Origin of the sequence: Streptomyces sp. NBC_00637 (genome assembly GCF_045161545.1) — a bacterium.
Lineage (GTDB): Bacteria > Actinomycetota > Actinomycetes > Streptomycetales > Streptomycetaceae > Streptomyces.
Map to the genome: position 1 here is coordinate 5,181,283 of NZ_CP109046.1, position 25,406 is coordinate 5,206,688.

At 71.0% G+C, this 25,406-nt stretch carries 19 protein-coding genes and 1 other RNA gene; 15 read left to right on the top strand and 5 right to left on the bottom strand.

All coding sequences use genetic code 11. The features are described 5' to 3' along the window. The first annotated feature begins 65 nt into the window (after positions 1-65). The 4 genes from OG440_RS22715 (at position 66) to OG440_RS22730 (ending at position 2,816) form a co-directional block, all read left to right on the top strand. Positions 66-1,244: a S41 family peptidase gene (locus OG440_RS22715; protein WP_406008628.1), complete on the top strand. Its 1,179-nt coding sequence runs from the start codon at positions 66-68 to the stop codon at positions 1,242-1,244. Positions 1,245-1,338: 94 nt separating this feature from the next. After that, positions 1,339-1,875, top strand: coding sequence for an SsrA-binding protein SmpB (gene smpB, locus OG440_RS22720; protein ID WP_406011426.1), 537 nt, complete (start codon positions 1,339-1,341; stop codon positions 1,873-1,875). 105 nt (positions 1,876-1,980) lie between these two features. Further along, positions 1,981-2,366: a transfer-messenger RNA gene (gene ssrA / locus OG440_RS22725) on the top strand. A gap of 87 nt (positions 2,367-2,453) precedes the next feature. Further along, positions 2,454-2,816, top strand: a complete 363-nt coding sequence (locus tag OG440_RS22730; RefSeq protein WP_406008629.1) for a hypothetical protein — start codon at positions 2,454-2,456, stop codon at positions 2,814-2,816. Here OG440_RS22730 and OG440_RS22735 read toward each other — a convergent pair. Genes OG440_RS22735 through OG440_RS22755 form a run of 5 tightly spaced genes read right to left on the bottom strand, consistent with a single transcriptional unit; the run spans position 2,803 to position 9,225 of the window. After that, on the bottom strand, positions 2,803-3,822 hold the full coding sequence (locus OG440_RS22735) for a LacI family DNA-binding transcriptional regulator (protein WP_406008630.1): 1,020 nt from the start codon (positions 3,820-3,822) through the stop codon (positions 2,803-2,805). The genes OG440_RS22730 and OG440_RS22735 overlap by 14 nt on opposite strands. Next, positions 3,816-6,092, bottom strand: a complete 2,277-nt coding sequence (gene yicI / locus OG440_RS22740; protein WP_406008631.1) for an alpha-xylosidase — start codon at positions 6,090-6,092, stop codon at positions 3,816-3,818. Before yicI ends, OG440_RS22735 begins: the two co-directional genes overlap by 7 nt. Before the next feature lie 30 nt (positions 6,093-6,122). Further along, the gene (locus OG440_RS22745) at positions 6,123-6,953 is read right to left on the bottom strand and encodes a carbohydrate ABC transporter permease (protein ID WP_406008632.1); all 831 of its coding nucleotides are present in this window, start codon (positions 6,951-6,953) and stop codon (positions 6,123-6,125) included. Continuing rightward, positions 6,950-7,915, bottom strand: a complete 966-nt coding sequence (locus OG440_RS22750) for a carbohydrate ABC transporter permease (protein WP_406008633.1) — start codon at positions 7,913-7,915, stop codon at positions 6,950-6,952. Before OG440_RS22750 ends, OG440_RS22745 begins: the two co-directional genes overlap by 4 nt. Continuing rightward, complete coding sequence (locus tag OG440_RS22755) at positions 7,912-9,225, bottom strand: ABC transporter substrate-binding protein (protein ID WP_406008634.1); 1,314 nt, start codon at positions 9,223-9,225, stop codon at positions 7,912-7,914. The genes OG440_RS22750 and OG440_RS22755 overlap by 4 nt, the downstream gene beginning before the upstream one ends. Positions 9,226-9,927: 702 nt before the next feature. Between OG440_RS22755 and OG440_RS22760 the strand changes: the two genes are divergently transcribed. The 11 genes from OG440_RS22760 to OG440_RS22810 all read left to right on the top strand — a co-directional run bounded on the left by OG440_RS22760 (position 9,928) and on the right by OG440_RS22810 (position 25,386). Next, positions 9,928-10,746 (top strand): hypothetical protein, encoded by an 819-nt coding sequence (locus tag OG440_RS22760; protein ID WP_406008635.1) that lies wholly within the window; start codon positions 9,928-9,930, stop codon positions 10,744-10,746. Positions 10,747-11,674: 928 nt separating this feature from the next. Next, entirely contained in the window at positions 11,675-13,753 is a 2,079-nt protein-coding gene (locus OG440_RS22765) for a bifunctional polysaccharide deacetylase/glycosyltransferase family 2 protein (protein WP_406011427.1), read from the top strand. Then, positions 13,753-15,057 carry an acyltransferase gene (locus OG440_RS22770; protein ID WP_406008636.1) on the top strand — a complete coding sequence of 435 codons (1,305 nt, stop codon included), beginning with the start codon at positions 13,753-13,755 and terminating at the stop codon, positions 15,055-15,057. Before OG440_RS22765 ends, OG440_RS22770 begins: the two co-directional genes overlap by 1 nt. 330 nt (positions 15,058-15,387) lie before the next feature. Then, on the top strand, positions 15,388-16,782 hold the full coding sequence (locus tag OG440_RS22775; protein WP_406008637.1) for a nitrate/nitrite transporter: 1,395 nt from the start codon (positions 15,388-15,390) through the stop codon (positions 16,780-16,782). Between the two features lie 99 nt (positions 16,783-16,881). Continuing rightward, entirely contained in the window at positions 16,882-18,057 is a 1,176-nt protein-coding gene (locus OG440_RS22780; protein ID WP_406008638.1) for a uroporphyrinogen-III synthase, read from the top strand. Between the two features lie 235 nt (positions 18,058-18,292). After that, on the top strand, positions 18,293-18,868 hold the full coding sequence (locus OG440_RS22785; RefSeq protein WP_406008639.1) for a CGNR zinc finger domain-containing protein: 576 nt from the start codon (positions 18,293-18,295) through the stop codon (positions 18,866-18,868). 375 nt (positions 18,869-19,243) lie between these two features. Continuing rightward, the gene (locus tag OG440_RS22790; RefSeq protein WP_010039908.1) at positions 19,244-19,765 is read left to right on the top strand and encodes a sigma-70 family RNA polymerase sigma factor; all 522 of its coding nucleotides are present in this window, start codon (positions 19,244-19,246) and stop codon (positions 19,763-19,765) included. 38 nt (positions 19,766-19,803) lie between these two features. Continuing rightward, positions 19,804-20,598: an anti-sigma factor family protein gene (locus OG440_RS22795; protein WP_406008640.1), complete on the top strand. Its 795-nt coding sequence runs from the start codon at positions 19,804-19,806 to the stop codon at positions 20,596-20,598. A 64-nt stretch (positions 20,599-20,662) separates the two neighbouring features. Then, on the top strand, positions 20,663-23,029 hold the full coding sequence (locus OG440_RS22800) for a HelD family protein (RefSeq protein WP_406008641.1): 2,367 nt from the start codon (positions 20,663-20,665) through the stop codon (positions 23,027-23,029). A 341-nt stretch (positions 23,030-23,370) separates the two neighbouring features. Beyond that, the gene (locus tag OG440_RS22805) at positions 23,371-24,789 is read left to right on the top strand and encodes an NAD-dependent malic enzyme (protein WP_355701662.1); all 1,419 of its coding nucleotides are present in this window, start codon (positions 23,371-23,373) and stop codon (positions 24,787-24,789) included. Positions 24,790-25,104: 315 nt separating this feature from the next. Then, positions 25,105-25,386 carry an HU family DNA-binding protein gene (locus OG440_RS22810; protein WP_004000874.1) on the top strand — a complete coding sequence of 94 codons (282 nt, stop codon included), beginning with the start codon at positions 25,105-25,107 and terminating at the stop codon, positions 25,384-25,386. Positions 25,387-25,406: the final 20 nt, after the last annotated feature.

A 25,406-nucleotide genomic window follows, 5' to 3' on the forward strand; every position in this document is an offset into this window, starting at 1 on the left:
CACGCCCCGAGGGTCGTACGGTCAAGCGACCGTGCGGCCCTTCGCGTTCCCCTAGACTCACCGCCATGTCAGGCCGTGACCTGTTCTGTCAGCCCCGCCGTTTCGGCCGCGGGGCCGCCCTGACATTGGTGTTCGCGAGCGTGCTCGTCGCCGGCGCCGCCACCGGATCCCTGCCGGGTGACCCCGGAGAGGGCGGGCGGAGTGCCTCGGGCGCCGCCCCCTCCCCGGCCTCCGCCGGCCACTCCGAGGACGTGACGCGGGCCGCCGAGGAGGCGGCCGCGGACGGCAAGTCCCCGATGGAGGCCGCCGAGCGCGCTGTCAGCCGCAGCGGGGACCGCTGGGCGGCCGTCTACTCCGAGGGCGAGTACGAGGAGTTCGAGGCGTCCCTCGACGGCCGGTACACCGGCGTCGGCCTGGAGGCGCGGGGCGACCGGGACGGCCGGATCGAGGTGACCAAGGTGCAGTCGGGGTCGCCCGCGGCCGCCGCCGGGATCCACGCGGGCGACCGGCTGCGCAGCGTCGACGGACGGTCCGTCGAAGGTCTCCCGGTCACCGACGTCGTCTCCTTACTGCGCGGTGACGCCACCAGCGCGACCGCCGGCAGCACCGTCCGTCTCGGCCTGGAGCGCGGCACACGCGCGTGGACCGAGACCCTGCGCCGGGCGCTTCTCTCCACGGACTCCGTCACCGTCCACCGGCTCTCCGACGAGACCACCGTCATCACCGTCGCCGCGTTCACCAAGGGGGTCGGCGAGAGCGTGCGCAGCGCCGTCCGCCGGGCTCCGGCCGGCGCCGGGATCGTCCTCGATCTGCGCGGCAACTCCGGCGGCCTGGTCACCGAGGCCGTCTCCACCGCCTCCGCCTTCCTCGACGGCGGCCTGGTCGCCACCTACGACGTCGACGGCGACCAGCGCGCCCTGCACGCCGAGGGCGGCGGCGACACCACCAGCCCCCTGGTCGCACTCGTCGACGGCGGCACCATGAGCGCCGCCGAACTGCTCACCGGCGCCCTCCAGGACCGTGGCCGCGCGGTCGTCGTGGGGTCGCGCACCTTCGGCAAGGGCTCGGTCCAGATGCCGAGCCGGCTGCCCGACGGCTCCGTCGCCGAGCTGACCGTCGGGCACTACCGCACCCCCTCCGGGCACGGCGTCGACGGCCGGGGCATCACCCCCGACCTGGAGGCGGACGACGGGGCGCTGGAGCGGGCCGAGACCGTCCTGAGCGGCCTCGGGGACGTGTCCTGAGCGATCCGGCGACCGGGTGCGGCGACCGGATCCGTAATCGGCTTTCCCTCCGCGGGCCCGCGGGTGCGAAACTGGCTGCACTATGAGCAAGGGAATGTACGTACCGAAGGAGTCCCAGCCGAAGCAGGGCGGGGCGGCCCCGTCCGGCAAGGTCAAGGACGGCAAGCGCAAGATCGTCGCGCAGAACAAGAAGGCCCGGCACGACTACGCGATCATCGACGTCTACGAGGCCGGCCTCGTGCTCACCGGCACCGAGGTGAAGTCGCTGCGCGAGGGCCGCGCCTCGCTGACCGACGGCTTCGTCCAGATCGAGGGGAACGAGGCGTGGCTGCACGCCGCCCACATCCCCGAGTACTTCCAGGGCAGCTGGACCAACCACTCGGCGCGCCGCAAGCGCAAGCTGCTGCTGCACCGTGAGGAGATCGACAAGCTGTCGGTGAAGTCCGAGGAGACGGGTCACACGATCGTGCCCCTCGCCATCTACTTCAAGGACGGCCGGGCGAAGGCCGAGATCGCGCTGGCGCGCGGCAAGAAGGAGTACGACAAGCGGCAGACGCTGCGCGAGCAGCAGGACCGCCGGGAGACGGACCGGGTGATCGCCGCGGCGAAGCGCAGGCAGCGGCACGCGTAGCCGTCGCGCACGCGGCCGCGGGGAATACAGTGGCATCGACGTGCGTTGGTCACGTACGATGGCACTCGTGCTCCACAGCGGGCACGCGGTTTGAAAAATCAACATGGGGATGATCGGTTTCGACAGCGACTGTTGAAGCAGGGGAAGCGTGTCGAGGAAGCGGCAATGATCTCGTAAACCATATGTCGCAAAAAATAATCGCCAATACCAAGAGCGATTCCCAGTCCTACGCTCTCGCTGCCTGATAAGCAGTGAGGTAGGACCCTAAAGGGTGTCAGCCCGGGAGTGTTCCCGGCCCGGATCCTGGCATAATCTAGGGAACTAAACCTTGATCCCGGTCACGGGGTGAAGAGGGAAATCAAACAGTGACTGGGCCCGTCGGCGACTTGTTCGCGGGATCGCCGGGGCCGAGAAAATCACAGCGAACTGCACACGGAGAAGCCCTGATTCTGCACCGTTGGACGCGGGTTCGATTCCCGCCATCTCCACTCATCCCATGTGAACAGGAACCCCGTCGCTCCCCAGCGGCGGGGTTCTTGTCGTGCAGGACGTACGAGGCAGCGAAGAGGGAGGGCCCGGTGGAAGACCCGCCGCACATCACGCTCCTGGGCGAATACCGTGCGCGCCCCCTCCGCAGGGGTCTCCACGACGATTTCGCCCCGGACGACCCCCGGGCCGCCCTCGGTCTGTCCGCCGCCCTGGTCGCTGACCTGGCCGCATGGGCGACCGGCATCGACGCGGCCATGAACACCTGGCTGGCCGACCGCGACGACTTCCGCTGGGACGCCGCGTTCCTGCGTCTGCACGAGGAGGGCGAGACGCTCGCCGAACGCCTCGCCCGCGAACTCGCCCCCGGCCGGACGGTGAGCTACGAAGGCGTCCAGGGGGTGTCCTGCGCGCTGCTGGGGACCCGCCTCGGCAACCCGGTCAGCGTGGACTGACCGTGCGGGGGGCCGTGCTCTCCCGCCGGGTCAGCGCCGGCGGCAGCAGGGTCGCCGCGGGCACGGTCTCGCCGTCGAGCTTGCGCATCAGCAGTTCCACCGCCCGCTCGCCGATCTCCGCCGACGGCAGCGCGACGGAGGTGACGGGCACCCGCAGCCCCGCGGCGAGCTCGTCCGGACAGATCGCCGTGACCGACAGATCGCCCGGGACCCGCAACCCCAGCTGCTCGAACGCGGCGACGAGAGGCTCCAGCACCGCCTCGTTGTGCACCACCACTCCCGTCAGCGCGGGTTGTTCGCGCAGGAGCCGCTCCGCCACCCGGCGGGCCGCGGCGGGGGTCGCCTCGCAGGGGTGGACGGCGGAGGCGAGCCCCGCCCGGTCGGCGGCCGCGGTGAACCCCTGGACGACACGCTGGGCGAAGGCCGTGCCGCGCACGTACACCTCCGGTGGTGACCCGACCAGAGCGACCACCCGGTGCCCGAGCTGTGCCAGATGCTCCACGCACCGCTCGCCGGCCGCCCGGAAGTCGAGGTCGATGCAGGTCAGCCCGTCGGCCTCGAGCGGGAAACCGATCATCACGGACGGCCGGTCCAGAGAGCGCAGCAACGGCATCCGGGGGTCGTGGAGTTGGACGTCCATCAGCATCAGCGCGTCGACCAGGGCGGTGTCCGCGACCCGGCGCAGTCCCTCCTCGCCGCCCTCCTCCTGGGTCAGCAGCAGCACGTCGTGGTCGTGGTCGCGGGCCGCCGTCACCACCGACACCGCGAACTGCATGACGACCGGGACATGGATACCGGCCCGCAGCGGCACCACCAGCGCCAGTACGTTCGAGCGGCTGCTGGCCAGCGCGCGGGCGCCGGCGTGCGGGCGGTAGCCCAGCGTGCGGGCGGCCTCCTCGACGCGCCGCCGGGTCTCCTCGGAGATCGGGCGCTTGCCGCTCAGCGCGTACGACACCGTGCTGGGGGAGACCCCGGCGTGCCGCGCCACATCGGTGATCTTCACCATCGGACCGGCTCCCCGTCGTCCGGCGTCTCCAGGGTCAGGAACCCGCTGCCGGTCTCCGCCCGCGCGACCCGGTCGCCGGCCGCCAGCGCCCAGGGCGCCGAGGGGTCGCTCGCGGATGCCCGCAGGGTGTCCCCCTCCCGGACGACCGTGAAGGTGACGTCCCCGACCCGGACCGTCACCTGGGCGCCGCGTTCCAGGCCGTAGGTGCGCAGGGTGACCCCGTCGGCGTGCGGGTAGTCCGGCCGGTCGGCGTGGGCGCCCACCGGGAGCACCGCGCCCGGTCGCACCAGCAGCGGCAGGCCGAGGAACCCGTGGCGTTCGCGCACCCAGCGCGGGCCGGTCACCGTCCGTCCGGTGAGGTAGTGGGTCCAGACGCCCTCGGGGACGTAGTACGTCACGTCGCCCGCGTCGTCGAACACCGGCGCGACCAGCAGGTCCGGGCCGAGCATGTACTGCCGTTCCAGGTGGGCGCAGCCGGGATCGGCCGGGAACTCCAGCACCATCGCCCGCATCACGGGGGTGCCCTCCTCGTGGGCGACGCGGGCGGCCTCGTACAGGTAGGGCATGAGCCGCAGCTTCAGCCGGGTGAAGTGGCGGGCCACGTCCACCGACTCCTCGTCGAACAGCCAGGGCACCCGGTACGAGGAACTGCCGTGCAGTCTGCTGTGCGAGGACAGCAGGCCGAACGCCAGCCAGCGCTTGAACAGCGCCGGCGACGGGGTGCCCTCGAAGCCGCCGATGTCGTGGCTCCAGAAGCCGAACCCGGACAGGCCCAGGGACAGGCCGCCGCGCAGCGACTCCGCCATCGACTCGTACGTCGCCTCGCAGTCGCCGCCCCAGTGCACCGGGAACTGCTGGCCGCCGGTCGTCGCCGACCGCGCGAAGACGACCGCCTCCCCCTCGCCCCGGTGTTTGCGCAGCACGTCGAAGACGGTGCGGTTGTAGAGGTACGTGTAGTAGTTGTGCATCCGCTCCGGGTCCGAGCCGTCGGACCAGGTCACGTCGACCGGGACGCGTTCGCCGAAGTCGGTCTTGAAGCAGTCGACGCCCTGCGCGAGCAGCGCCTCCAGCTTGGCCGCGTACCAGTCGCGGGCGGCGGGGCTGGTGAAGTCGACGAGGGCCATGCCGGGCTGCCACAGGTCCCACTGCCAGACGCTCCCGTCCGGCCGCTTCAGCAGATGACCGAGGGCCCTGCCCTCCGCGAAGAGCGGCGACCGCTGGGCGATGTACGGGTTGATCCACACGCTGACGTGCAGGCCCTTCGCCTTGAGCCGGGTCAGCATGCCTTCCGGGTCGGGGAACACCCGTGGGTCCCAGCGGAAGTCGCACCAGTGGAACTCGCGCATCCAGAAGCAGTCGAAGTGGAAGACGGAGAGCGGGAGTTCGCGCTCGCGCATGCCCTCGATGAACGAGGTCACCGTCTCCTCGTCGTAGGACGTGGTGAACGACGTGGAGAGCCACAGGCCGAACGACCAGGCGGGCGGGAGGGCGGGGCGGCCGGTGAGGGCGGTGTACTTGCGGAGGATGTCCTTCGGGGTGGGGCCGTGGATGACGTAGTACGTCAACTCCTGTGTCTCGGCGCTGAACTGGACCCTCGACACCGCCTCCGAACCGACCTCGAAGGACACCTTGCCCGGGTGGTCGACGAACACGCCGTAGCCCGCGTCCGTGAGGTAGAACGGCACGTTCTTGTAGGCCTGTTCGGTCGCCGTGCCGCCGTCGGCGTTCCAGATGTCGACGACCTGGCCGTTCTTGACCAGCGGCCCGAAGCGTTCGCCGAGGCCGTAGACGGACGTCCCCACGCCCAGGCCGAGTTGTTCGCGCAGGTAGTGACCGCCGGTGGCCGCGTCCCGCATGATGCCCATGCCCTGGGGGCCGCTGGAGGTGAGGGTGCGGCCGTGGGCGAGGAACTCCACGTGCCAGGGGCCCGAGCGGGCGACCTTCACGGAGAGCGCGCCGGAGGTCAGGGTCGCGTAGGCGTCGTCGTAGGAGAGCTGGGGGGCGGGCTCCGCCTCGGTGAGCTCGAAGGCGGGCTCGCGGGGCCGCTCGCCGGTGAAGTGGGTGAGGGTGAGGCCGACGACGTCGGGCATCGGGGTGTGGGCGGTGATCGTCATGACCGGTCCCGTCATCAGGTCGCCGCGGCTGCGGATCGGCCGGGTCGGCGCGTGGATCTCCAGGACGCCGTGCGACTCGGTCACGTCGAGGACCTCGGCCGGGTGGGCGGCCGTGACGCCCTCGCGCAGCAGCCAGTAACCGTCGGTGAACTTCATGGGTGGGGGGTCCTTACTGCTCGGTCCTCACTACTTCACGGCGCCCACGGCGATGCCGCGGGTGAGGGTCCGCTGGAAGACGAGGAAGAAGACGAGGGCCGGGAGCACACCGAGGAGGGCGGCCGAGTTGGTCATCGTGGCGTCCATCAGGCGCTGCCCCTGGAGGACGCCGAGGGCCACCGACACGGTCTGGTTGTCGTTGGAGATCAGCATGACCAGCGGGAGCAGGAACTCGTTCCAGGTCCAGACGAAGAAGAAGACCAGCAGTACACCGAGGGTGGGGCGGCTGACGGGGACGACGATCCGCCACAGCACCTGCCACTTTCCGGCGCCGTCGATCCGGGCCGCCTCGATGATCTCGCGCGGGAACCGGCTCAGCACGGAGGAGAGCAGATAGGTGCCGAAGGCCGCCTGGATCACCGTGAAGACGATGATCACGCTGAGCCGGGTGTCGTACAGGCCGGCCTGCTTGCTCAGGTAGTACACCGGGTACACCAGCGCCTCCTGCGGAAGCATGTTGGCCAGCACGAAGAAGGCCAGGATCCAGGTGCGGCCCCTGATCCGCCCGATGCCGATCGCGTAGGCGTTCAGCACCGACAGGACCACCGCCCCGACCGCCACCGAGCCGCTGATCAGGACCGAGTTCAGCAGCTTTCGGCTGTAGTCGACGCGCTCCCAGAAGTCCTTCAGCCCGTCCAGGTACAGGCCGTCGGGGAGACTCAACGGCCCGTTGCGCGAGTACTCCGCCGGGGACTTGACCGCGTTCACGGCGACGATCAGAAACGGGACGATCATGAACAGGGCGGCCAGGCAGAGGGCCAGGAGGACCGGATAGCGGCGCAGGGCTCGCACGGCCTTCATGTCCGCACTCCTTCCTCCGCGTCCTCCGCCCGGGTCTGCAGCCTCAGGCCGACCAGGGAGAGGGCGAGAATGATCACGGTGAGCACGGTGGAGATCGCGGCGCCGTAGCCGACCTGCGTCTTCTCGAAGAACATGGTGAAGGAGAAGTAGGAGGGGACGTCCGTCGCGCCGCCCGGGCCGCCCTTGGTCAGGACGTACACCGCGCCGAACACCTTCAGCGCGGCGATCGTGCACCAGGTCAGGACGACGTAGACCTCCGGGCGGATCTGCGGCAGCGTGATGTGCAGGAAGCGACGCCACCAGCCGGCGCCGTCCAGTTCGGCCGCCTCGTACAGCTGCGGGTCGACGCGTTCCAGCCCTGCCATGAAGACGACCAGCGGGAAGCCCAGCTGCACCCACACCATCACGCCCATGACGCTGTAGAGCGCGAGGTCGGGATCGCCGAGCCAGTCCTGCCGCCACGAGCCGAGACCGACGGCCCGGAGCAGCTCGTCGAGCGAGCCGTTGTCGGGCGCGAGGATCCAGCTCCACACGATGCCGGCGACCGCGATCGGCAGCACCTGCGGGAGATAGAAGCAGGCGCGCAGCACGGCCGCCGTCCGGCTGCCGAAGTGCTTGCCGACGTAGTCGAACAGGGCGGCGGCCAGGACCAGTCCGACGGCCGTGGGGAGCGCCGCCATCGCGACGACCATGAAGAGGCTGTGCCGGAAGCTCTCCCAGAACCGGGCGTCGTCCATCAGCTCGCGGTAGTTGGCGAGTCCGGACCACTCGGGGCTGCCCACGCCCTGCCAGTCGGTGAAGCCCACCCAGGTGTTCATCAGGAACGGGACGACGACGACGGCGAGGAAGGCGAGAACGCCGGGGAGCAGGAACAGGGCGTAGGAATCGCGGGCGGGACGCGGGCGGACGGCCCGGTGCATCTTGCCGTCCACCCGCCCGCCGCGTTCGACGGTCACCGTCATGTCTTCGGTACGCCCTTGTCGTACGCCTCCTGCAACGCGTCCAGATAGCCGTCGGGCTTCTCGCCGCCGGTCAGCAGCTTCTGGGTCTCGGAGACGAGGACGTCGTAGAAGCCGGGGACCGGCCAGTCCGGGTAGAAGGCCAGGCCGTCGCGGCCGGACAGGGTGTTGAACTGGGCGATGAGCTCCTTGGACTTCGGGTCGGTGATGGCGGCGGGGTCCGCCGCGACCGGGACGCCGCCCTTGTTGCCGAGCAGGTTCTGGATCTTCTTCGACATGGTGATGTCGATGAAGTCGTAGGCGAGCTCCTTGTGGTGGGCGCTCTCCGGGACCACCCACAGGTTTCCGCCGGAGCCCGGGGCGAGGTCCGAGCCGGGCCACAGGGTGGTGCCCCAGTCGAACGTCGCCTCGTCCTGGAAGCGGCCGTACCACCAGCTGCCGGAGAACAGGATCGGCGCCTTGCCCCGGAGGAAGGAGACACCGGCGTCCTCGACCTTGGCGCTGGTCGAACTCTTGCCGATGTACCCCTTCTCCACCCAGTCGGCGAAGGTCTCGGCGGCGTACGTCCAGGCCGCGTCGTGGAAGTCGGTCTTCCCCTGGTACAGCTCGTACGAGTCGACCCAGGAGCGGTCCGCCTTCGACAGGGCCAGCTGGTAGACGTACTGCTGCGCGAGGTACTCGGCGCCGGAGTTGGCGAGCGGGGTGATCTCGTGTGCGGCGAAGGTGTTCATCGCCGCGACCAGGTCGTCGAACGTCTTCGGCTCGGCCAGCCGGTACTTCGCGAACAGGTCCTTGTTGAAGTACACCATCGTGTACTCGGCGTAGTTGGGCACCCCGTACCACTTGCCCGACCCCATCACACCGTTCGTGTCGTACCGGCTGGTGGTGCGTACCCCCGGGCTGAGCAGCTTGTCCCAGCCGCGTCTGGTCGCCTCGGCGGACAGATCGGTGAGGAGCCCCTGTCTGGATAGCAGGCCCGCCGTCGCGTTGCCCTTGTTGTACTCCATGAGGTCGGGCGCGTCGGAGGAGTTGAGGACCATCGGGGCGGTCTTCTGGATCTGGTCGAAGCTCTTCTCCTCGAACTCCACCTTCACGCCCGGGTGCTGGGCCTCGAAGTCCTTGATCGCCGCCGTCCAGGCCGCGCCCATCGCGCTGTTCGATGCCTCGTAGTGCCACAGCCGCAAGGTCTTGGCGTCGGAGCTGCCGCCCCCGTCCGAGCCGCCGCAGGAGGCCAGGAGCAGCGATCCGGCGAGGACCGCCGCCGCGCTCGCCGCTCTCCGTCGTGCCCTCGCACGCCTTCGTGCCGTCAACATCCTGTGCCTCCAGGGGAGTCGGATGGTGCTGGGGGCGTCACGGTGCGTCCATCGAATCGATTCGATGGGTGACGTCGAAGCGCTTCGACGGGGGAAGGTATGTGGCTGCTGTGGTCACGTCAATGGGGCGGGTGGGGAGGCAGGCATACCGGTGAAGTCCCTGGTGAACTTTCCGGCCATGCCTGAGGCGGCTCTCCGCCTCGTCTTCGGCGTGCGCTCTTTGCCCGGGTTTGTCGCAGATGTGGGCATAGTGGCCGATCAGCTCGATCCGCGATGTGCAGCGAGGTGTCACTTTCGTGATCGGGGTGATCGAAGTGCGACCGTCGAGGCATCGGTGGGGGAGATTTCCGGCCATAGACATGCGCATGACTTCTGTCCATAAATGACGCATCGCGAACGCAGGGCCCAAGCCTGCGCTAGATTCGTGGATCTGAGCGCAACGGGATAAATGGGGCGCTGGAGCCGGGTGGGGGCCCGGGTTCCTCGACGTGTGCTCAGGGTCGTCGGCGCACCCGGAACAGTTCCGTGGGGGGAAGTACGCACATGAAGAATTGGCGGGAAGACGCCCAACCGGAGTGGCCGCAGGCGGCATCGCCGGCCCGTGACATGCCGGCCGTGGGGGCGGGAACCCAGGGCTCGGCCGGGATCGGCGGGCAGTCCCTGACGTCCATGGCGGGAGAAAGCGCCAGATATCGGTCGCTGATGGATGTACCGCGTGAAAGCGGTCTCCTCTCGGCCTCGAACACCTCGAACGGTCTTTCCGAAAACGAACGGTCGAGCGATCTCCGGGATCCCTGGGGGGAGGAACCCGCCGGCGCGGCCGGGAAGGGGACCGACCCGGGCGAGGTCACCGTCCAGCTGGACCCCCTGAAGAAGGGGCGGCCCGACGGCCCGGAGGCCGCCTCCGACGTCCCGGTGTTCGTCGACGAGTCGGGCCGGCGCAGCCGCACGTTCCGCCGTATCGGCATCGTCGTCGGTACCGCGTGCGGGGCGTACGCCGTCGTCATCGTGGCCGCGCTGCTCTCCGGCAACGCGGGCGCGCCCTGGCTGCCGGTCCCGGTGCCGGGCCAGGCCGACGAGAAGCCGGCGGCGGGCAAGGTGGACGGCACGTCGACGCCCGACAAGTCCGCGAGTCCGCGCCACGGGGTCCCCGGCGGCACGGTGCCGGGCGGCTCGGGTGCCACCGCCGCCGTCTCCGGCGCCGTGTCGGGCAAGCCGGGCGCGAGCAAGGCGCCGGGCGCTTCGGGGAGCGCCGCCCCGTCCGGCCGGGCGTCCACGGCGGCGAAGCCCTCGGCGAGCGCGACCACCCGGCCCAGTACGGGCCCCACGGCCACGGCCTCCTCGGCGCCCGGCCCGAGCGGCCCGGTGGTCGCACCGCCGCCGTCCACGCCACCGCCGGCGTCCTCACCCCCCGCCTCTCCCTCCGCCGTCTCCTCGCCGTCCCCGGCCGGCGGAGCCTCCACCACCGTCGCCGACGGCCCGCCGGAACCGGTCCCGGCGGCATCGAGCCCGGCAGCCTGAACAGCCCATGGGAATCGCCGGCCGACGGGCCCCACGAGCGTCACCGGCCCTGGTGCGCGGTGGACTTCGCCGGCGGTGACGGGGTCGACGGCGACCGGCTTCGGCGCGGCGTCCGGCTTCGGCACTCGGTCCGGTTTCGGCGGCGGCGTCCGCGAAGACGGGGTCGCCGTCCTCGACCGCCGGGCAGGCCGGGACAGCCGGTCACCGGGCGGCGAAAGCCTCCCCCTCGTTCCACCACGGCGTCACGGCTCCACGGCGCCACCGTCGCGCCGGGTCCCCACGGCTCGTAGGCCGTGGGCCGGGCTCCCGGGAGCAGCGCCCGCCGGTCCGCCCCGGGCTCGCGTCACGGACTCCGCCGCAAGGGGTCCCGACGCGGCGTCCCGCCCCAACGGCCCCCGCACACCCACCCCGGCTCGACGGCCTCCGCCCACCCGCCCCGGCACGACCGCCCCGGCACGACCGCGTCGACGTGACGGGGCCGGCACGGGAAGTCCGACGTGACGGGGCCCGGCACCACATGAAGTCCGCACCTGTCAGCGATGTCCCGATACTCGCTCCCCGCCGCCACAGCTCGCGGCGCGTACCTTCGCCCGACCTCGTCCCCGGAGAACCACCTCTCATGGCACCACGTACCAGCCGCCGCTCGACCCGACGGTCAGCTGCCGGGCAGCCCGCGCACTCGTCCGGCGGCCACGCCGCGTCCGCTTCACCGTCGACGGGGGACGCGCCAGGAGGTGACCCGGCCGGCGGGCCGCACGGCGGCGGGCGACGGTCCTCCGGTCGGCGCTCCGGCCCGAGGCAGGGGCGGGGCCGCCCCCCGGGGCGTGCCGCCGGCGGCTCCGCGCACGCCGCGCCGCCGTCCCCCGAACGCCGGCGTCTGGTGTCGCTCCGGCTGCGCCATCTGCTGCCGCTCGTCGTGCTCTTCGCGATGATGGCCATGCTGATGCTGCGCGGCTACGTGCACAGCGAGATCCTCGCCGACTACCGCATCCGCCCCGAGGCCGCCGCCGACAAGGTGCCGCAGAAGGTGCTCGACGGCGGGCCGGTCGTCGACACCCGGAACGGGCAGCAGACCACCCTCCAGGTGCCGGATCACCGGATCGTGCTCACCTTCGACGACGGACCCGACCCGAAGTGGACCCCCCAGGTCCTCGACATCCTGAAGAAGCACCACACGCACGCCGTCTTCTTCATCACCGGCACCATGGCCTCCCGCTACCCCGAACTGGTCCGGCGGATGGTGGCCGAGGGCCACGAGATCGGGCTGCACACCTTCAACCACCCCGACCTCTCCTACCAGTCGAAGAAGCGCATCGACTGGGAGCTCACCCAGAACCAGCTGGCCCTGGCCGGCGCAGCGGGTATCCGGACGTCGCTCTTCCGGCCGCCCTACTCCTCCAGCACGGACGCCCTCGACAACGCCTCCTGGCCGGTCACCCAATTCGTCGGCACCCGGGGCTACCTCACCGTCTTCACCACCGCCGACAGCGAGGACTGGCGCAAACCCGGGATCCGGGAGATCATCCGCAACTCCACGCCACAGGGCGGCAAGGGCGCGATCGTCCTCATGCACGACTCCGGCGGCGACCGTCACCAGACGGTGCAGGCCCTCGACACCTACCTCCCCGAACTCCAGGGCAAGGGCTACACGTTCGAGAACCTCACCGAGGCCCTGGCGGCCCCGAGCGCGCACACCCCGGTCACCGGGCTCGACCTGTGGAAGGGCAAATCCTGGGTCTTCCTGGTCGAGGCCTCGGACGACATCACCGCCGTCCTGGTCGTGGGCCTCGCCGTCATCGGCGTCCTGGTCTTCGCCCGCTTCGGGCTGATGCTCCTGCTCTCCGCGATCCACACCCGCCGTACCCGCCGCAAGGGCTTCGTCTGGGGGCCGGACGCGCCCGTCACCGAACCGGCGTCGGTGCTCGTGCCGGCCTACAACGAGGCCAAGTGCATCGAGAGCACGGTGCGTTCGCTGATGAAGAGCGAGCACCCGATCGAGATCCTCGTCATCGACGACGGCTCCAGTGACGGCACCGCCCGGATCGTCGAGGACCTGCACCTGCCCGGTGTCCGCGTCGTCCGGCAGCTCAACGCGGGCAAGCCCGCCGCCCTCAACCGGGGCATCGCCAACGCCCGGCACGACCTCATCGTGATGATGGACGGCGACACCGTCTTCGAGCCGTCCACCGTCCGTGAACTCGTCCAGCCCTTCGCCGATCCGAAGGTCGGCGCGGTCGCGGGCAACGCCAAGGTCGGCAACAAGGACACCCTCATCGGCGCCTGGCAGCACATCGAGTACGTGATGGGCTTCAACCTCGACCGCCGCATGTACGACGTCCTGCGCTGCATGCCCACCATCCCGGGGGCCGTCGGGGCGTTCCGCCGCAGCGCGCTCGACCGGGTCGGCGGCATGAGCGACGACACCCTCGCCGAGGACACCGACATCACCATGGCCATCCACCGGGACGGCTGGCACGTCGTGTACGCGGAGAAGGCGCGCGCGTGGACCGAGGCGCCCGAGTCCGTCCAGCAGCTGTGGTCGCAGCGGTACCGCTGGTGCTACGGCACCATGCAGGCGATCTGGAAGCACCGCCGCGCCCTCGTCGAGAGCGGGCCTTCGGGCCGTTTCGGCCGCGTCGGCCTCCCGCTCGTCTCCCTCTTCATGGTGGTCGCCCCGCTCCTCGCCCCGCTCATCGACCTGTTCCTGGTCTATGGCCTGCTCTTCGGCCCGACCGGCAAGACGATCGCGGCCTGGTTCGGTGTCCTCGCCGTCCAGGCGGGCTGCGCCGCGTACGCCTTCGTCCTGGACCGCGAACGCCTCACCCCGCTCATCTCCCTGCCGCTCCAACAACTGCTCTACCGCCAGCTGATGTACATCGTCCTGCTCCAGTCCTGGATCACCGCCCTCACCGGCGGCCGGCTGCGCTGGCAGAAACTCCGCCGCAAGGGCCAGGTGGCGGCGCCGCCCGGCGTGACCGCGGCGACCGCGGACGGAGGAGCGGCCTGATGAGCACCCACCCGACGGATACCACCGCCGAGTTGCCGGAACTGCCTCACCGGCCGCCCCGGCACACCGTGCCGGAGCCGCAGAGTCCGGAGTCGCGGGGTCCGGAGCAGCACGATGCCGAACAGCACGGCCCCGAGCAGCAGAGCTCCGAGCAGGAGGACGCCGGGAAGAAGGGGGGAGGACGGGACCGCTACTTCGACCTGCTCCGGGCCGTCGCCCTCTTCCGGGTCGTCTTCTACCACCTGTTGGGCTGGGCCTGGCTGCCCGTCGTCTTCCCCTCCATGGGCGTGATGTTCGCGCTCGCCGGCAACCTGATGGCCCGCTCGCTGGCCAGACGCCCCGCGCCGGGCGTCGTACGTGGCCGGCTGCGCAGGCTGCTGCCCCCGCTGTGGCTGCTGGGCGTGGTCGGCGTGTCAGGCATGCTGGTGGCGGGCTGGCGTCCGGACGACGAGGGGCACCCCGGCTGGTGGTGGCTCCACCTCGCCTACTGGATCCTGCCGCTGAGCGACCCGCCGTACGGCGACGGACTGCCCGGCGTGCACGGGCTGATCAGCGACGGCTGGGCCGCCGACCTGGGCGTACCCCTCTGGTACATCCGCGCCTACCTCTGGTTCGTGCTGCTCTCCCCGTTCCTGCTGCGTGCCCTGCGCCGGCTGCCCTGGCCGACGATCGTCGCGCCCGTCGTGCTGTCCGCCGCCCTGGAGTTCGGCGCGCTGTCGGTGCCGGGCTGGCGGCTGGAGGCCCAGCTCAGCGACTTCGGCGCGTTCGGTGCGTGCTGGCTGCTGGGCATGGCACACCAGGAGGGCGTCCTGCGTCGCCTGCCCCGTTACGTGGTGCCGTCCCTGGCCCCCGCCGTGGCGGGAATCGGCCTCTGGTACGCCCTGGCCCACGACCTCCGGGAGGGCCACGACCTGGACGACATGCCGTTCGCCCAGTCCCTGTGGTCCTTCGCCGCGGTGCTGCTGCTCCTGCACATCAGCCCGTCCTGGTCCGAGTGGCCGGCCCGGTTGCGCCGCTGGGACCGGTTGATCACGCTGCTCAACTCCCGCGCCGTGACGATCTATCTGTGGCACAACGTCTGCATCGGGGTCGTGGAGGCCCTGTGGGACCGGCTGTGGGGCATCTCCTGGCTGGAGGCGAACGCCCGCTGGGTCCTGGAGAGCCCGTGGCCGCAGCTGCCGGCCGTCTGGCTGCTCACCGCGGTCTGCGTGCTCTGCTTCGGCTGGGTGGAGGACCTGGCGGCCCGCCGCAGGCCCCGCCTGTGGCCGGACGGACGGGTCGGCGCCGGCACGCACCGCGCCTGAACACCACCCTCCGTCCGCGCCTGAAGGGCGCCCTGGGCTCTGCGGTGACCGCCCCCGCCCCCGGTTCACCCGCCGGAGGCGGGGGCGGTTCGCGTACATGGATGCCCTTCGGCCCCGGACCCGGCCTCGGGCCCACGCGCCGGCCCCGGCCCGGGGCGCCCCCCGCCCCCCGCGCTCGGAGTCCTCTCACCGGCCCTCCCCGCAACGTGAGAGCAACGTTCCTTTCCGGTCACCCACAGCCACAGCGCGGAAACGCGCCCTCCCTACCTTCGGGACTCAGCACCGCTCATCCCCGCGAACCACCCCAGCCCGGAGCACCGTGGAGGCGTCATGACAGCCCCGAGTACAGCCCCCGCATCCCCGCCCCCCACGAAGAAGGGGAGCCACTGGATCGAGGAGTGGGACCCGGAGAACGAGGCCTTCTGGAACGAGAAGGGCGAGAAGATCGCCCGCCGTAACCTCCTCTTCTCGGTCCTCTCCGAGCACATCGGGTTCTCGATCTGGACGATGTGGTCCGTGCTGGTGCTCTTCATGGGCCCGGAGTACGGACTCACCCCGGCCGACAAGTTCCTGCTGACGTCGATGGTGACGCTGGTCGGGGCGGTCGTACGGGTGCCCTACACCTTCGCCGTCGCCATCTTCGGCGGCCGGAACTGGACGATCATCTCGGCCGGCCTGCTGCTGATCCCCACGATCGCCGCGTTCACGGTGATGGAACCGGGGACCTCCTTCAACACGTTCCTGCTGGTCGGCCTGCTCGCGGGCATCGGCGGCGGCAACTTCGCCTCCTCGATGACCAACATCAACGCCTTCTTCCCGCTCCGTAAGAAGGGGTGGGCGCTCGGACTCAACGCGGGCGGCGGCAACATCGGCGTTCCGGTCATCCAGCTGATCGCCCTCGCCGTCATCGGCGCGAGCGGCGGGCCGCGCGTGCTGCTGGGGATCTACATCCCGCTCATCTTCGTCGCCGCCACCTTCGCCGCGCTGTTCATGGACAACCTGGCCTCCGTGAAGAACGACACCGGTGCCGCGATCGACTCCGCGAAGGACGCGCACACCTGGATCATGTCCTTCCTCTACGTCGGCACCTTCGGGTCGTTCATCGGCTACAGCTTCGCCTTCGGGCAGGTCCTGACGAACCAGTTCGGCCGGACGCCCCTCCAGGCGGCCTACCTCACCTTCATCGGCCCGCTGCTCGGCTCCCTCATCCGTCCCGTCGGCGGCTGGCTCGCCGACCGCTACGGCGGTGCCCGCATCACCCTGTACAACTACGTCGGCATGGCCACCGCCACCGCCGTCCTGGTCTTCGCCAGCATGCAGAAGTCGCTGCCGCTCTTCGTCTCCGTCTTCGTGGTGCTGTTCGTGCTCAGCGGCCTCGGCAACGGGTCCACGTACAAGATGATCCCCGGCATCTTCCAGGCGAAGGCCGTGGCCAAGGGGCTGGCGGGCGAGGAGGCGGCCGCCTACGGACGGCGCCTGTCCGGCGCCTCCATGGGACTGATCGGCGCGGTCGGCGCGCTCGGCGGGGTCGGGATCAACCTGGCCTTCCGTCAGTCCTTCCTGTCCTACGGTTCGGGAACCGGGGCCTTCGTCGCCTTCCTCGTCTTCTACGCGGCGTGCTTCGGGGTCACCTGGGCCGTATACCTTCGCCGTCCGTCCGCCAGGATCACCGCAGGAAGCACCGCTTCCGAGGCGAAGCAGCAGCTCAGCTACGCCGAGGTGTGACGTAACACCGGCGACACGTGGCCGAACCGAGCCTGTCACGCACCATTGACAGGCTCGTCGGCATGTAGGTGTAAACGGGACTCGAGCGGGACGAGAGTGATGTACGAGCAACAGCAGCGATCCGACGCCGGCCCTCAAGGTGCCGTAGAACACGGGCCCCTCGCGGGCTTCACCGTGGGCGTGACGGCCGCGCGCCGGGCCGAGGAGCTCGGCGCGCTGCTCCAGCGGCGGGGGGCGGCGGTGCTGCACGCGCCCGCTCTGCGCATCGTGCCGCTCGCCGACGACGGAGAGCTGCTCGCCGCCACGAAGGACCTCATCGACCAGGTGCCGGACGTCGTGGTCGCCACCACGGCGATCGGCTTCCGCGGCTGGATCGAGGCGGCCGACGGCTGGGGGCTCGGCGAGCAACTGCTCGACCGGCTCGGCGGCGTCGAGCTGCTGGCCCGCGGCCCCAAGGTCAAGGGCGCCGTGCGGGCCGCCGGACTGACGGAGGACTGGTCGCCGTCCAGCGAGTCCATGGCCGAGGTGCTCGACCGGCTCCTGGAGGAAGGCGTCGACGGACGCCGGGTCGCCGTCCAGCTGCACGGCGAGCCGCTGCCCGGGTTCGTGGAGTCGCTGCGGGTCGCGGGCGCGGAAGTGGTGGGGGTGCCCGTCTACCGGTGGATGCCGCCGGAGGACGTCTCGCCGCTCGACCGGCTGCTCGACGGCGCCGTCTCCCGCGGACTGGACGCGATCACGTTCACCAGCGCGCCCGCCGCCGCGTCCCTGCTGTCGCGTGCGGAGGAGCGGGGGCTGCTGCCCGAGCTGCTCGCCGCCCTCGCCCACGACGTACTGCCCGCCTGCGTCGGACCGGTCACCGCCCTGCCGCTCCAGGCGCGGGGCGTGGACACCGTCCAGCCGGAGCGGTTCCGGCTCGGGCCGCTCGTGCAGTTGCTGTGCCAGGAGCTGCCGGCGCGGTCCCGGGCACTGCCGATCGCCGGGTACCGGGTGGAGATCCGGGGGCACGCGGTGCTGGTGGACGGGGGTCTGAAGCCGGTGCCTCCGGCCGGGATGTCGTTGCTGCGGGCGCTGTCCCGGCGACCGGGGTGGGTCGTGCCGCGCTCCGAGCTGCTGCGGGCGCTGCCCGGGGCGGGGAAGGACGAGCACGCCGTCGAGACGGCGATGGCCCGGCTGCGGACGGCCCTCGGGGCGCCGAAGCTGATCCAGACGGTGGTGAAGCGGGGGTACCGGCTGGCCCTGGACCCGGCCGCCGACGCGAAGTACGCGGACGACTAGGCGGGTTACGGGTCCGGCCCGGCTCCTTCCGCGGGTCCGGCCCGGCTCTGCCGGGGTGGCCCCCGGCTTCTTCCGGGGGGGGTGGCGCCGCCGGACCCGGGCCGCGGGCCGGACGGTCTCGTCCTCGATCTCCCGAGAAGGGGGCCCGGGCGGGCTGGTGGTCGGCACCCCGCGCTGGCACTGTGAGGGGACGGATTTCCTCGGGCAGTGCCTCGCGGCAGGCGGTGAAACGCGCATGGACGAGCTCCGGTTCGACGCCGGGCGGATCTGTCTCGACCTGCTCGCGACCGCGCATCCCGTCGAACGGCTCGACGCCGTCGCGCCGTTGTGCGCGTGGATCCGCGGCTCCGGACTCGTCCCGCAGGGCACCCCGCTCACCCACGCCGACGCCTCCTGGCCGCCCGCCTTCCGCGAACTGCGACGGAACACGGGACAGTTGGTGCACGGATGGCTCACCCGTCACGAACCCGGGTCGTACGACCCCGCCCTGGCCCGAGTCAACGACGCCGCGCGGGCCGTTCCCCCGGCCCCCCGTGCCGTACGCGGCGAAGACGGGGGCTTCGTGCGTGAGTTGGCCGGGCCGCCGGCGTGTGTCGCGTTGCTGGCCGCCGTGGCCCGGGACGCGGTGGAGCTGCTCACCGATCCGGTCGCCCGGGCGGGGCTGCGGCAGTGCGCGGGGGACAACTGCCCGATCGTGTATGTCGACATGTCCCGGGGGCGCCGGCGCCGCTGGTGTTCCAGTGAGGTCTGTGGGAACCGGGAGCGGGTGGCGCGGCACCGCCGACGGGCGGCGCTCGCCCCGCGCTCCTGACGCGTTGCTCCTGAGACCTTGCTCCTGAGGCCTCCACCAACTCCCCTGTCTCATATGCGGCTTTCGTGGAGGCGTCACCGGCCCCCTGTCGAAGTGATTTCGATTACACGCCGTTTACCCGAGCCGCTCGCCGGGCAGTCGGCGCGATCTTGTCGATGTGGCGGAAATGTAAAGAAGAAGCGGTGGGAATGTGCCGCCATGTCCCCGCTCGTCATGACACCCGGAAGAAAAGTGTCTGCTCGGTTTGAACGCTCAACACCCCGCTTGCGTACCCGTCGTCGAGCGACTGACTGGGGGAACCCCCGGACACCGGAGGTGGGCGTGCGCAAGGATGCGGCCGTGGCCAATGAACGTGGATCGAGGGCCCGACATCGCATGTCCCAGCCCTCGGAACCTGACGAGGAGCTGATGCGTGCTCTGTATCGGGAGCATGCCGGACCCCTGCTTGCGTATGTCCTGCGCCTGGTTGCCGGAGACCGGCAGCGCGCCGAGGACGTCGTGCAGGAGACGCTCATCCGTGCCTGGAAGAACGCCGGTCAGCTCAATCGTGCGACCGGATCTGTACGCCCCTGGCTGGTGACGGTCGCACGTCGCATCGTCATCGACGGCCACCGCAGCCGGCAGGCCCGGCCGCAGGAGGTCGACCCGTCGCCGCTGGAGGTCATTCCTGCGGAGGACGAGATCGACAAGGCGCTGTGGCTGATGACGCTGTCCGACGCGCTCGACGACCTGACCCCGGCCCACCGGGAGGTGCTCGTCGAGACGTACTTCAAGGGGCGTACCGTCAACGAGGCGGCCGAGACGCTGGGTATACCCAGCGGCACCGTGCGCTCACGGGTCTTCTATGCCCTGCGGTCGATGAAGCTGGCTCTGGAGGAGCGGGGGGTGACGGCGTGATGAGCGTTTACGGGGGATTCGGAGCAGGTGGTTCGGGTATGTCTGGACCCATGCAGGGATCTACGGGATCTCCGAGCCCGAGCGAACACGAGACCGTCGGCGCCTACGCCCTCGGGATTCTCGACGACGCCGAAGCAACCGCTTTCGAGATGCATCTCGCCGGCTGCGAGTGGTGCGCCCAGCAGCTCGACGAACTCGCCGGCATGGAACCCATGCTGGCCGCCCTCGCGGACCTGCCGGGCACCGGCACCCCCGCGATCGGCGAGTCCCTGTCCGCCCGTCCCAGCCCGCGGCTCGCGGAACGGCTGGTCGACGAGGTGTCCGAGCGCCGCGCGGTCAAGCGCCGCCGCTCGTTCTTCCTGGTGGCGGCCGCGGCCGCGCTGATCATCGGCGGCCCGCTCACCGTGCTGGCGGCGACCGGCGGCGACAGCGGGACCAAGGGCACGGAGGCGAGCTCCACCAAGTCGGCCAACGCCGCCAAGGACACCTTCTCGACGCTCACCGACCGCGTCTCCGCGACCGACTCCGCCAGCAAGGTCTCCGCGACCGTCGCCATGGGCGAGAAGGCGTGGGGCACCGAGATCGGCGTCGAGCTGAAGAACGTGACGGGCCCGGAGAAGTGCTCGCTCATCGCCGTCGGCAAGAACGGCGAGCGCGAGACGGTCTCCTCCTGGTCGGTCCCCGAGTGGGGCTACGGCATCGCGAACGCCAAGACCGAGCAGGCCAAGAACCCGCTCTACGTCGTGGGCGGCGCCGCCTTCAAGACCAACGAGATCGACCACTTCGAGGTCATGACCTTCGACGGCAAGAAGCTCGTCCAGATCGACGCGTAACTTCCTACACGGGGTCCCCTTCGCGTACGGTTGACGGCTGCCCAGCACGTCAGAAGGGGGCCCGGTGGCCGTTCAGGCACAGCAGGAAACCGCGGTCGGATCGGTTCGGCACACCGCGCCGGATTCGGTGCGGGACCGAGAGATCGGCATCGAACAGGAACACCTCGACCGGGTGTACCGGCGCCTCGAGGAGAAGATCCACGAGGCGGAGTTCCTGATGCACGACGCGGCCAAGCGGGGGCAGGTCGGCACGCCCGGCGCCCTCGCGGAGCGGGACGCCCAGGTGTTCCGCGCGGGCGTCCACCTCAACCGGCTCAACAACGAGTTCGAGGACTTCCTGTTCGGGCGGATCGATCTGCTCGCCGGGAAGGACGGCAAGAAGGGTCCGGACGGCGCGTACACCGCCGTGGAACCCGCCGAGGGGGCCGTCCGCCCCGACAACACGGCCGACATCGCCGAGACGCTGCACATCGGGCGTATCGGCGTCCTCGACTCCGACTACGCCCCGCTGGTCATCGACTGGCGGGCACCGGCCGCGGCGCCGTTCTACCGGTCCACCCCGGTCGACCCGGGGCGCGTGGTACGGCGCCGGGTGATCCGCTCCAAGGGGCGCCGCGTCCTCGGTGTCGAGGACGATCTGATGCGTCCCGAGCTGACGGCGACCCTGGACGGCGAGGAGCTGCCCGTCATCGGCGACGGCGCCCTCATGGCCGCCCTCGGACAGGCCCGCAGCCACACCATGCGCGACATCGTCGCCTCCATCCAGGCCGAGCAGGACCTGGTCATCCGCGCCCCCGCCGCCTCCGTGACCTACGTCGAGGGCGGGCCGGGCACCGGCAAGACCGCCGTCGCGCTGCACCGGGCCGCCTACCTGCTCTACCAGGACCGCCGCCGGTACGCGGGCGGCATCCTGATCGTCTCGCCCACGCCGCTGCTCGTGGCGTACACCGAGGGCGTGCTGCCCTCGCTCGGCGAGGAGGGCCAGGTCGCCATCCGCGCCATCGGCTCCCTCGTGGACGGCGCCGAGGCCACCCTGTACGACTCCCCGGCGGTGGCCCGGGCCAAGGGGTCCCACCGGATGCTGAGGGTGCTGCGGAAGGCGGCGCGCGGCGCGCTGGAGAGCGGCGGCCGGGTCGCGGCGCAGCCGACCCTCGGCGAGCCCGACGAGGCAGCCGCGCCCACGCAGACCCCGACCCGGCTGCGGGTCGTCGCCTTCGGCCGTCGGCTGGAACTGGAGGCCGCCGACCTGGACCGCGTCCGGCAGAGCGCCCTCAGCGGCACCGCCCCGGTGAACCTGCTGCGCCCTCGCGCCCGCAAGCTGCTCCTGGACGCCCTGTGGGAGCGCTCCGGCGCGGCCGGCCGGCACAGCGACCCCGAGCTCGCCGCCGAGCTGCGCTCCTCCTTCGACGAGGACGTGACCACCGAGGACTCCTTCATCGCGTTCCTCGACGCCTGGTGGCCGGAGCTGACCCCGGAGGCGGTCCTCACCGCCATGGCCGACGAACGGCGGCTCGGCCGCTGGGCCCGGCGGATCCTCAACCCGGGCGAGGTCCGCAAGGTCGCCCGGGCACTCAAGCGGGACGGCCGCTCGGTGCACGACATCGCCATGCTCGACGAGCTCCAGGCGATCCTCGGCGCCCCCCTCCGCCCGAAGAAGCGGCGCGAGTACGACCCGCTGGACCAGCTCACCGGGCTGGACGAGCTGATGCCGGTGCGCGAGGAGACCCAGCGCGAGCGGGCCGAGCGGCTCGCCCAGGAGCGCGTCGAGTACGCGCACGTCATCGTGGACGAGGCGCAGGACCTCACCCCGATGCAGTGGCGCATGGTCGGCCGCCGGGGCCGGCACGCCACCTGGACGGTCGTCGGCGACCCGGCCCAGTCCTCCTGGTCCGACCCCGACGAGGCCGCCGAGGCCCGTGACGAGGCCCTCGGCACCCGCCCGCGCCGCCGCTTCCAGCTGACCGTCAACTACCGCAACCCGGCCGAGATCGCCGAGCTGGCCGCGAAGGTGCTGGCGCTGGCCATGCCCGGCGCCGAATCCCCGTCGGCGGTCAGGTCGACGGGGGTCGTGCCCCGCTTCGAGGCCGTCACCGACAGCCTGGGCGCCACCGTCCGCGCGGAGGCCGGGCGGCTGCTGGACCGGGTCGACGGGACCGTCGGCGTCGTGGTCGCGATGAACCGCCGCGAGGAGGCGAGACGCTGGCTCGCCGGGCTCGGGGACCGCGTGGTGGCCCTGGGCAGCCTCGAGGCCAAGGGCCTGGAGTACGACGCCACGGTCGTCGTCTCGCCGGCGGAGATCGCGGACGAGAGCCCGGCCGGTCTGCGGGTGCTCTACGTGGCCCTCACCCGGGCGACGCAGCAGCTCACGGTCGTCTCCGGGGACCGCGACGAGCCGGACGCGAACGGCGTCCCGGACCTTCTGAGGGACTGAACAGCTGACGGTTTCCTGTGAAGTCGCCGGACGGGAATGGTCTTCGGGCATCCGTTTGTTAGCCTGGTCGTGACACCGGCTCGATCCAAGCCCCCGGGCCCAACCTTCGTCGCTACGAGCGACCACTTGCCGCGAGGCGAGCATGGCGGGTCGGTGTCATGAACGCGAGAGAGGCCCACGTCACACGTGACGTGGGCCTCTCTCGTCGTCTGCTCCTGGCACCCTCGCCGACTTGATTGAGAACAAAACGATCGCAATCCGGGGCGGCTTTCATGTACTCGTCGGTAGGTGCGACGATCGGACGGCAAACCCGCGACCCAGCAGTGCAGAGGAAGTCGGCCATGGCAACGGCGCCCAGCGTCTCCTACTCGATCACGGTCCGTCTGGAGGTGCCCGCGAGCGGAACGGCGGTCTCCCAGATCACCACGGCCGTGGAGTCCCACGGAGGCTCGGTGACCGGCCTCGACGTCACCGCGTCCGGCCACGAGAAGCTCCGCATCGACGTCACCATCGCCGCCACCTCCACCGCCCACGCCGACGAGATCGTCGTGCAGCTGCGCGGCATCGAGGGCGTCACCCTCGGCAAGGTCTCCGACCGTACGTTCCTGATGCACCTCGGCGGCAAGATCGAGATGGCGTCCAAGCACCCCATCCGCAACCGCGACGACCTCTCGATGATCTACACGCCGGGCGTGGCCCGCGTGTGCATGGCGATCGCCGAGAACCCCGAGGACGCGCGTCGCCTCACCATCAAGCGCAACTCCGTTGCGGTCGTGACGGACGGCTCCGCCGTGCTGGGCCTCGGCAACATCGGCCCGAAGGCCGCGCTGCCCGTCATGGAGGGCAAGGCCGCCCTCTTCAAGCGGTTCGCCGGCATCGACGCCTGGCCGCTGTGCCTGGACACCCAGGACACCGACGCGATCGTCGAGATCGTGAAGGCCATCGCCCCCGGCTTCGCGGGCATCAACCTCGAGGACATCTCCGCCCCCCGCTGCTTCGAGATCGAGGCCCGGCTGCGCGAGGCCCTCGACATCCCCGTCTTCCACGACGACCAGCACGGCACCGCGATCGTCGTCCTCGCCTCCCTCACGAACGCCCTGCGTGTCGTGAACAAGGGCATCGGTGACGTGCGGGTCGTCATGTCCGGCGCCGGCGCGGCCGGGACCGCCATCCTCAAGCTGCTGCTCGCGGCCGGCGTGAAGAACGCGGTCGTCGCCGACATCCACGGTGTCGTCCACGCGGACCGCGCCGACCTGGTCGACGCGGCCCCGGACTCGGCCCTGTGCTGGATCGCCGACAACACCAATCCCGAGGGCCTCACCGGCACCCTCAAGGAGGCCGTGCGCGGAGCGGACGTCTTCATCGGCGTCTCCGCCCCGAACGTCCTCGACGGCGACGACGTGGCCGCCATGGCCGACGACGCGATTGTGTTCGCGCTCGCGAATCCGGACCCCGAGGTCGACCCGGCGATCGCCCGTCAGACGGCCGCCGTGGTGGCCACCGGCCGCTCCGACTTCCCCAACCAGATCAACAACGTGCTGGTCTTCCCGGGCGTCTTCCGCGGCCTGCTGGACGCCCAGTCCCGCACCGTCAACACCGAGATGATGCTCGCGGCCGCGAAGGCCCTCGCGGACGTCGTGAGCGACGACGAGCTCAACCCGAACTACATCATCCCGAGCGTCTTCAACGACAAGGTCGCCGGCGCGGTGGCGGGTGCGGTGCGGGAGGCCGCGAAGGCGGCGGGCGCTTCGGCCTCGTAGGCTCCGCATCGGCCCCCATGGTTTCCGCGGTACCGGGTATGCGGGGCTGTGAGGATCGCCACGGCGGCCCTCACGACGGCGCGTCGTGGAACCTCGCGCCGTGGACGGCCCTCTAGGGTTGCGCCCGACCCAACCGCCCTTCGTGTGACTCCCAAGGGTTGTCTCACGGCTCCAGGCGGGTGCCGGATTGGCTTTCGCGCCGCTGGTAGGGGCAGGATGCGTCTCTGGGCGCGTGCACAACGACTTCGCTGTGCCCAACATGCGGCTCCGCCGCGTGGCACGCCGCAACGGCAAGAAGAACACGGGAGTAACAACATGAACCGCAGTGAGCTGGTGGCCGCGCTGGCCGACCGCGCCGAGGTGACCCGCAAGGACGCCGACGCAGTGCTGGCCGCGTTCGCCGAGGTCGTCGGCGACATCGTCTCCAAGGGCGACGAGAAGGTCACGATCCCCGGCTTCCTGACCTTCGAGCGCACCCACCGTGCCGCTCGCACCGCCCGCAACCCGCAGACCGGCGACCCGATCCAGATCCCGGCCGGCTACAGCGTCAAGGTCTCCGCGGGCTCGAAGCTCAAGGAAGCGGCCAAGGGCAAGTGACCTTGCCGTCTACGCCGCAC

What these genes read in the sequence shown, in the direction of transcription:
- OG440_RS22795 (WP_406008640.1), top strand. Translation starts at nt 19,804, where the DNA reads ATGTCTGGACCCATGCAGGGATCTACGGGATCTCCGAGCCCGAGCGAA.
- OG440_RS22775 (WP_406008637.1), top strand. Translation starts at nt 15,388, where the DNA reads ATGACAGCCCCGAGTACAGCCCCCGCATCCCCGCCCCCCACGAAGAAG.
- OG440_RS22715 (WP_406008628.1), top strand. Translation starts at nt 66, where the DNA reads ATGTCAGGCCGTGACCTGTTCTGTCAGCCCCGCCGTTTCGGCCGCGGG.
- OG440_RS22790 (WP_010039908.1), top strand. Translation starts at nt 19,244, where the DNA reads ATGTCCCAGCCCTCGGAACCTGACGAGGAGCTGATGCGTGCTCTGTAT.
- OG440_RS22805 (WP_355701662.1), top strand. Translation starts at nt 23,371, where the DNA reads ATGGCAACGGCGCCCAGCGTCTCCTACTCGATCACGGTCCGTCTGGAG.
- OG440_RS22735 (WP_406008630.1), bottom strand. Translation starts at nt 3,822, where the DNA reads ATGGTGAAGATCACCGATGTGGCGCGGCACGCCGGGGTCTCCCCCAGC.
- OG440_RS22760 (WP_406008635.1), top strand. Translation starts at nt 9,928, where the DNA reads ATGGATGTACCGCGTGAAAGCGGTCTCCTCTCGGCCTCGAACACCTCG.
- OG440_RS22750 (WP_406008633.1), bottom strand. Translation starts at nt 7,915, where the DNA reads ATGACGGTGACCGTCGAACGCGGCGGGCGGGTGGACGGCAAGATGCAC.
- OG440_RS22780 (WP_406008638.1), top strand. Translation starts at nt 16,882, where the DNA reads ATGTACGAGCAACAGCAGCGATCCGACGCCGGCCCTCAAGGTGCCGTA.
- OG440_RS22785 (WP_406008639.1), top strand. Translation starts at nt 18,293, where the DNA reads ATGGACGAGCTCCGGTTCGACGCCGGGCGGATCTGTCTCGACCTGCTC.
- yicI (WP_406008631.1), bottom strand. Translation starts at nt 6,092, where the DNA reads ATGAAGTTCACCGACGGTTACTGGCTGCTGCGCGAGGGCGTCACGGCC.
- OG440_RS22745 (WP_406008632.1), bottom strand. Translation starts at nt 6,953, where the DNA reads ATGAAGGCCGTGCGAGCCCTGCGCCGCTATCCGGTCCTCCTGGCCCTC.
- OG440_RS22765 (WP_406011427.1), top strand. Translation starts at nt 11,675, where the DNA reads ATGATGGCCATGCTGATGCTGCGCGGCTACGTGCACAGCGAGATCCTC.
- OG440_RS22770 (WP_406008636.1), top strand. Translation starts at nt 13,753, where the DNA reads ATGAGCACCCACCCGACGGATACCACCGCCGAGTTGCCGGAACTGCCT.
- OG440_RS22810 (WP_004000874.1), top strand. Translation starts at nt 25,105, where the DNA reads ATGAACCGCAGTGAGCTGGTGGCCGCGCTGGCCGACCGCGCCGAGGTG.
- smpB (WP_406011426.1), top strand. Translation starts at nt 1,339, where the DNA reads ATGTACGTACCGAAGGAGTCCCAGCCGAAGCAGGGCGGGGCGGCCCCG.
- OG440_RS22755 (WP_406008634.1), bottom strand. Translation starts at nt 9,225, where the DNA reads ATGTTGACGGCACGAAGGCGTGCGAGGGCACGACGGAGAGCGGCGAGC.